We start from the raw sequence: 12,541 nt of genomic DNA on the forward strand, positions 1-12,541 counted from the left end.
TATCGGTCGATTTTAAAAGGATACATATCGTGCCTCACCCATTAAAGGTAGAACCTCGTCACTGGATGCTAATAGTGGCACTCTTTGTCGCTTCTTACGCAAGTTATAAATTAATCGAGCCCTACCTTGGTCCGATTGTATTAGCGTTTATCATCTCTTTATTATTCACACCTATGCATAAGCGTTTACTTGCCAAAATGCCGACGCGTGAAAATACAGCGGCAATGCTGTCATGTTTTATTATGACGGTCATTATCGTTATTCCTCTATTAGTGGTGTTTTCATCGATCGTGCATCAAGGCACCACTGTGTCAAAAGAAAGCTACACTTGGCTAACAACCGGAGGGCCAAAAGAACTCTTTGCTCATCCTATGGCCCAAAAAACACTGGCTTTAATTGATAAATACTCACCATTCCATGATTTTGACCCCCAAGTCATCATTCAGAAAATCGCGACTACTGCATCTCAAGTCGGTTCTCAAGCGCTGAATATCAGTGCGCGTATTCTCGGCGATGCGACCAGTATCTTAGTGAATTTTATGATGATGCTGTTTGTACTTTTCTTCCTTCTACGTGATAACGACAAGATGATTGCCGCAATCCGTCACGTGATTCCACTGTCTCGCAGCCAAGAAGACACTATCATGGAAGAAGTTGAACAAGTGGCCAAATCTGCCGTACTCGGATCATTTTTAACCGCGTTAGCACAAGGTGTTGCCGGTGGTTTTGCAATGTGGCTATGTGGCTTCCAAGGCTTATTCTGGGGTTCTATGATGGCCTTTGCCTCATTAATTCCCGTGGTTGGTACCGCTTTAATCTGGATTCCAGCATCACTGTATTTACTGTTAATCGGTGATTGGGAATGGTCATTGTTCCTTGCAGCTTGGGGCGTCATTGTTGTCGGCTCTATCGATAACATCGTGCGTCCGTTATTAATGCAAGGCAGCTCAAGTATGAACACCTTATTGATTTTCTTTTCAATCATTGGCGGTATTCAATTATTTGGCTTAATTGGTATGATCTACGGTCCAATTATTTTTGGCGTAACTTTAGTGTTGTTTAAAATGTATGAAGTTGAATTCCAGTCATTCCTTCAACAACAAGATGATAATTAACCATCAATAATCCCTCATAGGCTGTCGGTATTATTAACAATAATAACGGCAGCCTATGATTATACTTATTCTCTCTAGCAGTGACTTTCCATCTGCCACTATTTATGGAACAATCCGCGCTCCTGAACCATGATGTCTATTTTGAGGCCAGTTAAATGTCTTATTCCGCCGCGAGCCAAGTGGTTGCTCGTCAATCTGAATTTTTTGAAAACCGCAAAGTCCTTATTGCTGGTGAATTAAATGATACTTTTGCCTCAGAATTGCTTACAACAGCTCAATCGGTAACAGTCTTTACCACCAATTATGGTTACCTAGGTGACATTGAACACCATCAAGCGATTAATTGTCATTTTGGTGCAGAACTTAACGCTGAACTCGATATTGATATGATTCTGCTTTATTGGCCCAAAGCAAAAGCAGAAGCGGATTATTTATTATCAATGCTACTGAGTAAGTTTGCAGCAGGCATTGAAATTTGTATCGTCGGTGAAAACCGTTGTGGTGTCAGAAGTGCAGAAAAAATGTTTGCGCAATATGGCCCATTAACTAAATATGATTCAGCCCGCCGTTGTAGCTTCTACTGGGGACGCTGTGATAACCCAGCCCCAGCTTTTGACATCAATAAATGGTTCCGTAGTTACCCAATTAATATTGCTGGTGTTAGCCTTACCGTGCGCTCTTTACCTGGCGTCTTTAGCCATGGTGAATTTGATAAAGGTTCAGAACTTCTACTCAATAACTTACCCGCGCTTAACGGTAAAGTACTTGATTTTGGTTGTGGTGCGGGTGTTATTGGTGCAGTAATGAAAGCCAAGTATCCTCAAATTAACCTAGATCTGTGTGATATTAGTGCTTTAGCCATTGAGTCAGCGAAAGAAACTTTCAAGGTTAATCAACTAACCGCTAATTTTATAGCCACTGATGTTTATAAAAACATTACTGGTCCTTACCAATATTTAATCAGTAACCCGCCGTTCCATGCTGGTTTAAAAACATTTTATACCGCAACCGAAACCTTCATTAATCAAGCGCCGAGTTACCTAAATAATGGCGGGGAATTAGTGATTGTGGCGAACTGTTTTCTGCAATATCCACCTTTGATTGAAGCCACTCTTGGCCAGTGTGAGATCAGCTCTCACACTAATAAATTCAATGTCTATACGGCAAAAAAATAACATATCACAACTTTACACTTCATTTTTGAATTTTATAAAGGGCAGTCAATACTGCCCTTTTTTATGACGTTAATTTCGTTAATTTTGTGCTTTTTGACACGATTCTATTTCTAGTTACTTGATCCATAATAAAAACATAGTATAAACACGACAATTCATCACGTTGAGTTAAAACGATAAAGGACAATCGTTAAAATCTTGATGTTCATTTTAACGTGACTATTTTTGTCGTTAAAACCGTAAATTCCACCATCTTATTCAGGCACCGGAATGCAGAATACTAAACGCTTCAAACGTCTTCAGCACACACTTATGCTGGCATTTTTAGTGCTCAGTATCACCCCATTGATATTGTCAGCTCTTTACTTTCTAAATTCTCACACTAAAGATTTAGCCGAGCAAAGCATCAGCCATCTGGCTTCGTTGCGTGATAATAAACAAAAACAATTACAGAGTTTCTTTGCCGCTAAAGAGTCTGAAGTAAAAAGCTTTGCTCGCTCTGAATTATCAAATAATAGTGGTGGACGATTTTACGGTTTAGTGGGTGCATTCCATCAACTTGGCAATATTGATTCACAACTTGATGCACAAGGTCGCGCTCATTATTTCAATTCAACCCTTACCACTAAAAGTGATCAAACCGCCAATAGTGGCTACCTTGGACATGAACGCTATCGTTTAATGTTTAAACGCTATAATGCCGTTTATAATGAGTATCTTAAACGTTCAGATTTTAAAGATATTATGCTGGTTGATATCTCTGGTGATGTCGTTTATTCAGTTAAAAACCACAACCTTTTTGGGGTTAATCTATTAGCAAAAAAAACCTCTCATAGCGCCTTACAGCAAACCTTTAAAGCCATTAAAGAAAAAACCCAGCAAAGCCCTAATAACCCAGAGCAAGTCCCGGTAGTCTTTACCGACTTTAGTGCTAATAGCCACAGTAATGAAACAACGGCTTGGTTTGCAGCACCAATTATCCAACAAGGCTACCTACATAGTTATGTCTTTATGGAGCTAAGTAACCAAAAGATAACTGAACTGATTAAAGACAATACTAAGCATATTCAAACCCTATTAGTCGGCACTGATCATAAATTACGCTTTGAAACTCAGCCGAAATTACCAATACAATTACAAAGCCAAAGCATCGATCAAGCACTTGCTGGTAAATCAGGTATTGGTAGCTTTATTAATTACGATAATATTCCTGTATTAGGCGCATTTTCGCCGCTAAATATATTAGATCACCATTGGGCACTAGTGGTTGAGCTTCCTGAAAAAGAAGCCTTTGCGCGAATCTTTGAATTAGAAAAAATCTTTGTCGCAGCCATGGTTACCGCCATTATTTTAGTCATCATTTCCTCACATTGGCTGTCAAACTCGATTACCGCACCATTATTACGCTTAACGTGGGCGGCAGAAAAAGCCTCTGGTGGTGATTTAGAGCAAAAAATTGATGGTACTGAACGTCATGATGAAATTGGACGATTAGCGATCAGCTTTGCCCGTATGCAACGCTCTATTCGCGAGAAAATTGGGCTTATTCGCCAGCAAAATAAAGAGTTAGAACATAACCTAACCATTATTCGTCAACAAAATAATGAACTCCAAACTGCGGATAAAATGAAAGACGAATTCCTTGCAACCACCTCGCATGAATTACGCACACCACTGCATGGCATGGTGGGGATTGCTGAATCGTTATTAGCGGGAGCCAATGGCGCATTACATCAATCACAACGCCGCCAATTAGAAATGATCATTAATAGCGGTCAACGTTTAACCACACTGGTTGATGATCTGCTTGATTACCATAAGATGCGTTATGGCGATCTTGATATTAACCACCAAGCGGTTGATATGTCTGTAGCTATTCGATTAGTACTGGAATTATCGAGCCATTTATTAGGCAATAAACCGATTCGAATTATTAATCAAATTCCAACGGATCTACCTCTGGTTGATGCGGACGAACAACGTTTAGAACAAGTGCTATATAACTTAGTGGGCAATGCGATTAAATACACCTCTGAAGGTAAAATTATTTTATCGGCTACAATATTAGAACATCAATTACGGATTCAAGTAGTTGATACTGGACAAGGTATTCCCAGCGAACAACTCGAGCATATTTTTGAACCGCTTATACAAGCCAATACCGGATCAGCTAATTACCGTCAAGGGGCTGGGCTTGGGCTATCGATCAGTCGCCAATTGATCGAACTAATGGGTGGACGCTTGTATGTCAGTAGCCAACCAATGGTAGGAACAACGTTCAGTTTCACTCTCAATTTAGCCAATGCCAATCAAATTGCAGCAATGGCGGCGAATCCCAATAAAAATCATTTCAAAGCGCCATTACTCAATATGGCAAATTATGATGCGTCTGATTTACCAGAAAATCCAGATGGCGAATTGTTGCTAGTTGTCGATGATGAACCGGTTAATTTACAAATACTAACCAATTTCTTACGTCTTGCTGGTTATCGAGTTCAAACGGCGGAAAGTGGCCCTCAAGCGTTAGCATTGATCACTGAACAGCAGCCCGATTTAGTGCTACTTGATATTATGATGCCTGAAATGAGTGGCTATGAAGTGTGTAATAAATTACGTAAAACACATTCCATGTTAGCGCTGCCCATCATTATGTTGTCAGCCCTGGGGCAAGTACAAGATCGCCTCAAAGGCTTTGAATGTGGAGCCAATGATTATTTAACCAAACCATTTAATAAAGAAGAACTTATAGCGAGAATTAGGGCTTATTTACAAGCAGGAAAAACCGAAATTGAGCGCCAGAAAAACCAAGCACTAGAACAGGAAATTCATCGTCGTGAACAAGTCGAAATTGGACTGATAGAAACCCAAAGTCGTTTACTTGGGCTACTAGATTCAACCAATGAGGCGATCATTTGTGTTCAGCACGAAGGTCGAATCCGTTATGCCAACAGTGCTGCGGGCAAACTATTTAAACGCACGCCAGAGCTATTAGAGCGCTATACCATTGACGATATTCTAGCGACCCCATTGCCAGCAGCTGTCACGGATAATCATCATTTTAATGGTCAACTTAGCTATTACATTGGTGACCACAAACAACAATTAATGACCGATGTTATCAATTTACCGATTGAGTCAGGGCTTAAACAAATGTTTGTCTTTGATAGCCAAGGACCATCGGCTGATCATCGTATCAACCTACTTGAAAATGCTATTGATGTGTTGTCTGAATTTGCCTTTAATGGCGATAAAAATAACCTTCAACAACTGCGAGAGTTAGGAGGAGAATTTACCCGTTTAGCCGACAAATTAGGGGATGGTGATCATAATAAAGCTGAAATAATTCGTCAATTATTAGTCGATGCCATGAAAGCAACCTTGGTGTTTTGGGAACAAGAATCACGTAAAAGTAAATTTGAATTAGCTGAAGAAAGTGGTTTATGGCGTGTTTATTTAGACCATAGTACGCTTCAAACGCGTACCTTAGATAAATATCTTCAACTTGAAACGTTACCAAAAACACCCCGTTGGCGAACTGTCATTAATACCATTGATTTTGTATTAGAACGTTGTCCACAATCTAATACCTATCGCCAAGAACTCGTCATTATGCGGGATAAGTTACATCATATCATTAGTCATAACTAACCCTAATTACCGTCATAATAGCGTCCAAAAAGGCTCTCTCAGAGCCTTTTTTATTATCTATATTATATCAACGACCATTCTCAGACGGCTCAATAGCACGATGATATGATTCAAACTCCCCCCTTTGTTGACACCACTATTCATGTCTTTGGTGTGCCACTATCACTTTTTTAATCTTTGAAATAATCCCGTTTGAATGCCTATAAATGATCAAGGTCACACTATCATTAATGGTCAAAATTAAATCATATTCATCAAAAAACGCCATTCTTCGGCGCTAAAAATAAATTCTTTTAGTTTATGAGAACCGAATCACAACAAACTAACAGCCAAAAATTTCCGTATAAAAATAAGCAAAAAAAACCATATGCGTTACATCACATCACGTAAAATAAAAATTAAATCTCCCTATTTTAAAAGAATAAATAAAGTAGTGAGCACTAACACTACAAATGTAACAACGACTTTCATATGTGATACTAAGCACGCTATTTACTAACTGCTCAATCACGTAAAACAATGAAATTAACACTTTTGACGGCAACAATTGTTTTTTTGACGTTTTTGACGGGCGACCACATTGACGATTTAACCAATACAGCCAATATTGAAGCCACTGAGAGCCTACAAGGCCATTCAATGGTTCAGCGTTACTCAGGTTCCAATGAAGTAGGTTTACAGCGCTCCAATGACGGAGCTAATTTTTATTTCCATTAGTGAAACAGAGCTAAGAGTAAGGAACAGCTATGCTTGCCAATATAAACAAAACTAAGTTAGCACTTGCAGTTGTTGCTGCAGCAACCGCTTTTACAGCACCCGTTGCTACTGCATCAGAAAAAAGCCAGCTAACAATCGTACCTGATTTCTACCCTACAATGGTGCGTAACTTTAACCCGTTTTTAGCAACAAACCTTCGCACAACAACTGAGTTCGTTTATGAGCCATTGGTAATCTTTAACCAAATGCAAGGTAACGAGCCTGTTATGCGTTTGGCGAAAGACTACTACATGTCTGACGACCTAATGAAGGTAACATTTGAAATTCGTGATGGCGTAAAATGGTCTGATGGTAAAGCATTCACTGCTGGTGATGTTGTTTACTCTTTTGACTTAGTAAAAAACAAGCCAGAGCTAGATCAAATCGGTATCAACAAGTGGGTTAAATCAGTTAAGCAAGACGGTAACAAAGTTATCTTTGAACTAACTGCTGCAAACTCAAACGTTCCATTTGAAATTTCAAAAGTACCTGTTGTTCCTAAGCACATCTGGAGCAAAGTTAAGAACCCTACAACGTTCACTAACGAAAACCCTGTAGGTACTGGCCCATTTACTGAGATCGACACATTTACTCCTCAGCTTTATGTTCAATGTCGTAACCCTAACTACTGGGATAACGCGAACCTAGAAGTTGATTGTTTACGTGTTCCTCAAATTGCAAACAACGACCAACTACTAACTAAGATCATCAACTCTGAGCTAGATTGGACGTCATCATTCATTCCTGATATCGACAGCACTTATGCTGCAGCAAATCCAAACCACAAATACTGGTACCCTGCTGCTGGCACAATGTCATTCATGTTGAACTACAAATCGCCAAAAGCAGGTAACAACGAAGCAATCAACAATGTTGACTTCCGTCGTGCGTTCTCTATGGCAATTGACCGTCAAACTATCATCGACATCGCGTTCTACGGTGCTGGTACACCAAACGATTACGCTTCAGGTCTAGGTGATAGCTTCAAATCATGGTCTGACGAAGCTGTACATAATGAGTACAAAGCTTTCAACACATACAACATCAAAGGCGCTAAAGATCTTCTAGCTAAAGCTGGCTTTAAAGACCTTGATGGTGATGGATTTGTTGAGTCACCAAAAGGTGAGAAAATTGAGCTTGAAGTTCAATCACCAAACGGCTGGACTGACTTCAACAACACTGTACAACTAGGTGTTGAACAGCTTCAAGAAGCGGGTATCAATGCGAAAGCACGTACTCCTGACTTCGCGGTTTACAATGAATCAATGCTGAAAGGCACTTACGATGTAGCATTTACTAACTACTTCCACGGTGCAGATCCACACCTATACTGGGACAGTGCGTACAACTCACGTCTACAGAAAGGTGACGGTATGCCACGTTTCGCTATGCATTACTTCAAGAATGCACAGTTAGATTCGCTACTAGACAGCTTCTACAAAACGGCTGATAAGGGTGAGCAAATCAAGATTGCTCATAGCATTCAGAAAATCATTGCTGAGAACCAAGTAACAATCCCAGTAATCTCTGGTGCTAACAACTTCCAATACAATGAAGCTCGCTTCACTGGTTGGTGGAATGAGAAGAACCCTAAAGGTCGTCCAATGGTATGGGCTGGTGTTCAAGAGCGTCTACTTCAAGTTCTAGACCTAAAACCAAAAGCGTAATATCTGCTTAAATTTGCGGTGCACGCCTTGTGCACCGCCTCTTCCCTCTAATCCTTTTTGCAATCAAAGGTATGGCGTTTTCGTCAGGGGGTTTTACGTCCTGAATTCAGCTCAGGAAGGCAAGCTGGATGTGTAAGGTGTGAGTTATGGGATTCTTTTTACGTCGTTTATCGTTTTATTTTATCGCGTTAATTTTCGCGGCAACGCTAAACTTTATTCTTCCGCGTGCGATGCCAGGTGACCCAGTTACCATGATGTTCGCAAACGCAACTGCACAGGTAACCCCTGAGCGAATTGAAGCCATGAAGAAGCTACTAGGCTTTGTTGATGGTCCTCTTTATGAACAATACTTTTCGTATTTAGCGAACGTATTTACTTGGAACCTTGGCACTTCAATTAAATTTTACCCATTATCAGTAAATGACTTACTCGGTGGTGCAATTGGTTGGTCACTATTTCTAGCCGGTTCTGCAGTAATTATTTCATTCTGTGTTGGTTCTGTATTTGGTATTTTTGCAGCATGGAAACGTGGCAGCAGCTACGATACTTTCATCTCTCCAGGCATGTTAGTTGTGCAAGCCGTTCCACCCGTTGTCATCGCGATGCTGGTGATGTTTACCTTTGCAATCGGCTTACAGTGGTTCCCTACAGGTAACGCATATACCGCAGGTTTAACCCCGGATTGGAGCAGCTTCGCATTCTATAAAGATGTGCTCTACCATGCCGCCCTACCTCTTTTCTGTGCCACTATTATTCAAATTGGCGGTTTCCTAATTGGCATGCGAAACAACATGATTAACTTGCTAAATGAAGACTACATCACCATGGCAAAAGGAAAAGGCCTGAGTGAAAACCGTGTGGTATTCAACTACGCAGCACGAAATGCAATGCTACCAAGTGTTACCGCGCTATCAATGGCGTTAGGTATGGCTATCGGTGGTCAGTTAATTATCGAAATGATTTTCAACTATCCAGGTCTGGGTACGGTGATGCTAAACGCAATCCATGCGCGTGATTACCAAGTACTGCAAGGTCAGCTACTTATTATGACTATGTTTATGTTGTTCTTTAACTTTATGGCCGACATCCTAATCGTTGCGCTAGACCCTCGTCTACGTAAAGGAGGCAAGTAATCATGAAAGGCTTATTTAAATTACTCTCTAGCAACCCGAAAGCAATGTTTGGTCTTGGCATTATTATCATTTTCATTCTAACAGCGCTATTTGCACCTTTTATTACCCAATATTCACCAGACAAAAGAACCGGTAATCCTCATGAATACCCTGCTTTTGTTGTCAAAGCTGCGCAAGATAATCCAGAAGGTTGGATCGCTAAAAACTTGGCAACCAACAAACGTACGTTATTAATGTCAAAAGATGCTGATCACGTACTCGGTACTTCTCGTATGGGTCGTGACATCTGGTCTCAACTTGTTTATGGCGCACGTACATCATTAGCTGTTGGCTTTGGTGCTGGTCTATTAGTGTGCTTCCTAGCAACAATTATCGGTATTTCAGCAGGTTACTTTGGTGGGCGAGTCGATGAATTCCTCACCGCATGTATGAATATCATGTTGGTAATGCCACAACTGCCGATTTTATTTGTTATCGCCGCGTTTGTTGGCCAAGCAGGACCATTAACCATTGCCATTGTAATTGCGGTCACCTCTTGGGCATGGGGCGCACGTGTCGTACGCGCACAAACCCTATCAATTAGAGAAAAAGAATTTGTAAAAGCCGCTGAAGTATTAGGTGAATCGTCTCCGCGTATCATTTTCGTTGAGATTCTTCCTAACCTTATATCTATCGTTGGTGCGAGCTTTATCGGTTCGGTGATGTATGCGATTAACGTAGAAGCAACTCTCTCATTCTTAGGCCTAGGCGATCCAAATGGCATTAGTTGGGGCGTAATGTTGTACAACGTTCAAACATCATCTTCAATGTTAGTCGGCGCTTGGTGGGAAGTATTAGCACCTTGTATCGCACTGATATTTATCGCGATTGGCCTTGCTATGTTGAACTTCGCAGTCGATGAAATTGCGAACCCACAGTTACGTTCACATAAAGGCATGCGTCGTTGGAAAAACCTGGCAAAAGAAACAGCAAAACAAGCACAACCGGTTGAAGCTATCCCTCAACCAGCACTAGAAGGCGGGACTAAATAATGACCGATCCACAAATCTCAATTCGTAATTTATGTGTTGATTATATTACTGATGCTGGCGATGTCCGTGCAGTTAATAATGTTAGCTTTGATATTGGTAAGGGTGAAGTTTTTGGTCTAGCCGGTGAGTCAGGCTGTGGTAAATCAACCGTTGCATTTTCACTTATGCGTCTACATAAGCCACCAGCATTCATTACCGGTGGTGAGGTAATCTTTGACGGTCATGGTGATATTTTAAAGAAAACGGATATGGCAATGTCAGCCTTCCGTTGGAGCGAAATGTCAATGGTATTCCAAAGTGCGATGAATGCCTTGAACCCTGTATTAACCATGGAAGAGCAATTTTGTGATGTGATCATGCGTCACACCACCATGAACCGTAAGCAAGCGATTCGCCGTGCTGAAGGATTATTAGAGATTGTTGATATTCACCCAAGTCGTTTACGTGATTATCCACACCAGTTTTCAGGCGGTATGCGTCAACGTTTAGTTATCGCAATTGCACTGGCGCTAAATCCAAAAATGATCATCATGGATGAGCCAACAACCGCACTTGATGTAGTGGTTCAACGTGAAATTCTACAAAAAATTTATGCATTAAAAGAAGAATTTGGCTTTTCAATTTTATTTATTACTCATGATTTATCACTGATGGTCGAGTTCTCTGATCGTATCGGCATCATGTACTCAGGGGAATTAATTGAAGTTGCACCATCAAAACAAATTCTTGAAACACCGTACCACCCATACACCGAAGGCTTGGGAAGTTCATTCCCGCCATTAACAGGCCCTAAAACACGTTTAACAGGCATTCCAGGTAATCCATTGAATTTACTTGAAATACCACAAGGTTGTCGCTTTCAAGCTCGCTGTGGAAAAACCCACCCAGCGTGTTTCAGTACGCCAACTCAGTTAAGCCAGATTGAACCAGGACGTTTATCAAACTGCCACCTATTTACCAATACAGGTAACTAGCAGCAACACATCGCATTTATAGGCAGTATTTAGGAGACACTATGAGCAAGCCTGTTGGAACACCGATTGTCGAAGGTAAAAATCTAATTAAAGATTTTTCGGTAAACAGTAACTCACTTAAAAAATCAAAGATGCGTGCAATTAACGACGTATCTTTCAAAATGTACAAAAGCCGTGGCTTAGCCGTGGTTGGCGAATCTGGCTCAGGTAAATCAACTACCGCTAAAATGATCGCTAAAATGTATGCCCCAAGTGGCGGCCACATTGAATATTACGGGCGTGATATTCAAACCATCACCAGCCGTGATGATGTAATGAAATACCGTCAAGGGGTACAAATGGTATGGCAAGATCCGTTTGGATCATTAAACCCTACTCATACTATTTTTCACCATATAGCACGTCCATTACTGATCCATAACAAAGTGCCATCGGGTAATAAAAAAGAACTTGAAGAAACGGTATACAACCTTCTTGAGCAAGTGGGTCTTATTCCACCAAAAGCCACCGCGGCAAAATTCCCGCACCAGCTTTCAGGCGGCCAACGTCAACGTGTCAACTTAGCCCGCAACATTGCCGTTGGCGCTGAGGTGGTACTAGCCGATGAACCAACTTCAATGCTTGATGTTTCAATCCGTGCTGGTGTTCTTAACCTGATGGAAGAGATGAAATTTGAGCGTGAAATGGCACTACTTTACATCACGCACGATATCGCAACAGCACGTTATATCGCTGAAGATCTTGCGGTTATGTACGTTGGTCACATGGTTGAGTGGGGCGATACTGAACAAATTATCCATAATCCACAACACCCATATACCCAATTATTAGTTTCAGCAGTACCCGATCCAAGTAAATCGATTCATACCAAGTTGAAAGGTAACAAAGGTGAAATTCCACTATGGACACCTGAAAGCTTTGGTTGTCCATTTGCGGGTCGTTGTATGCAAGCGACAGATAAATGTCGTGAGAAATTACCAGAAGTTACTCAATTATCTGATAACCACTTTGTTCGTTGTTATCTATACGAAAACTAAGCAAC

9 protein-coding genes are annotated in these 12,541 nt (G+C 40.9%); all 9 read left to right on the top strand.

The window, feature by feature from the left end; all coding sequences use genetic code 11:
• Window positions 1–29 precede the first annotated feature (29 nt).
• Complete coding sequence (locus ACJZU6_RS13940; protein ID WP_080158512.1) at window positions 30–1,115, top strand: AI-2E family transporter; 1,086 nt, start codon at window positions 30–32, stop codon at window positions 1,113–1,115.
• 155 nt (window positions 1,116–1,270) lie between these two features.
• Window positions 1,271–2,290 carry a 16S rRNA (guanine(1207)-N(2))-methyltransferase RsmC gene (rsmC, locus tag ACJZU6_RS13945; protein WP_408900455.1) on the top strand — a complete coding sequence of 340 codons (1,020 nt, stop codon included), beginning with the start codon at window positions 1,271–1,273 and terminating at the stop codon, window positions 2,288–2,290.
• A 270-nt stretch (window positions 2,291–2,560) separates the two neighbouring features.
• Complete coding sequence (locus ACJZU6_RS13950) at window positions 2,561–5,938, top strand: response regulator (RefSeq protein WP_408900456.1); 3,378 nt, start codon at window positions 2,561–2,563, stop codon at window positions 5,936–5,938.
• A 519-nt stretch (window positions 5,939–6,457) separates the two neighbouring features.
• Window positions 6,458–6,655 (top strand): hypothetical protein, encoded by a 198-nt coding sequence (locus ACJZU6_RS13955; protein ID WP_080158514.1) that lies wholly within the window; start codon window positions 6,458–6,460, stop codon window positions 6,653–6,655.
• 29 nt (window positions 6,656–6,684) lie between these two features.
• Entirely contained in the window at window positions 6,685–8,361 is a 1,677-nt protein-coding gene (locus ACJZU6_RS13960) for an ABC transporter substrate-binding protein (protein ID WP_080158515.1), read from the top strand.
• Between the two features lie 146 nt (window positions 8,362–8,507).
• Window positions 8,508–9,494 (top strand): ABC transporter permease, encoded by a 987-nt coding sequence (locus tag ACJZU6_RS13965; protein WP_107276894.1) that lies wholly within the window; start codon window positions 8,508–8,510, stop codon window positions 9,492–9,494.
• 2 nt (window positions 9,495–9,496) lie between these two features.
• Window positions 9,497–10,525 carry an ABC transporter permease gene (locus tag ACJZU6_RS13970; protein WP_080158517.1) on the top strand — a complete coding sequence of 343 codons (1,029 nt, stop codon included), beginning with the start codon at window positions 9,497–9,499 and terminating at the stop codon, window positions 10,523–10,525.
• Entirely contained in the window at window positions 10,525–11,499 is a 975-nt protein-coding gene (locus ACJZU6_RS13975; RefSeq protein ID WP_080158518.1) for an ABC transporter ATP-binding protein, read from the top strand. Before ACJZU6_RS13970 ends, ACJZU6_RS13975 begins: the two co-directional genes overlap by 1 nt.
• Before the next feature lie 41 nt (window positions 11,500–11,540).
• Window positions 11,541–12,536 (top strand): ABC transporter ATP-binding protein, encoded by a 996-nt coding sequence (locus ACJZU6_RS13980; RefSeq protein ID WP_080158519.1) that lies wholly within the window; start codon window positions 11,541–11,543, stop codon window positions 12,534–12,536.
• The last annotated feature ends 5 nt before the right edge of the window (window positions 12,537–12,541 follow it).

Source organism: Photobacterium piscicola, from assembly GCF_046058925.1.
GTDB lineage: Bacteria > Pseudomonadota > Gammaproteobacteria > Enterobacterales > Vibrionaceae > Photobacterium > Photobacterium piscicola.

What these genes read in the sequence shown, in the direction of transcription:
- ACJZU6_RS13980 (WP_080158519.1), top strand. Translation starts at nt 11,541, where the DNA reads ATGAGCAAGCCTGTTGGAACACCGATTGTCGAAGGTAAAAATCTAATT.
- ACJZU6_RS13970 (WP_080158517.1), top strand. Translation starts at nt 9,497, where the DNA reads ATGAAAGGCTTATTTAAATTACTCTCTAGCAACCCGAAAGCAATGTTT.
- ACJZU6_RS13950 (WP_408900456.1), top strand. Translation starts at nt 2,561, where the DNA reads ATGCAGAATACTAAACGCTTCAAACGTCTTCAGCACACACTTATGCTG.
- rsmC (WP_408900455.1), top strand. Translation starts at nt 1,271, where the DNA reads ATGTCTTATTCCGCCGCGAGCCAAGTGGTTGCTCGTCAATCTGAATTT.
- ACJZU6_RS13965 (WP_107276894.1), top strand. Translation starts at nt 8,508, where the DNA reads ATGGGATTCTTTTTACGTCGTTTATCGTTTTATTTTATCGCGTTAATT.
- ACJZU6_RS13955 (WP_080158514.1), top strand. Translation starts at nt 6,458, where the DNA reads ATGAAATTAACACTTTTGACGGCAACAATTGTTTTTTTGACGTTTTTG.
- ACJZU6_RS13975 (WP_080158518.1), top strand. Translation starts at nt 10,525, where the DNA reads ATGACCGATCCACAAATCTCAATTCGTAATTTATGTGTTGATTATATT.
- ACJZU6_RS13960 (WP_080158515.1), top strand. Translation starts at nt 6,685, where the DNA reads ATGCTTGCCAATATAAACAAAACTAAGTTAGCACTTGCAGTTGTTGCT.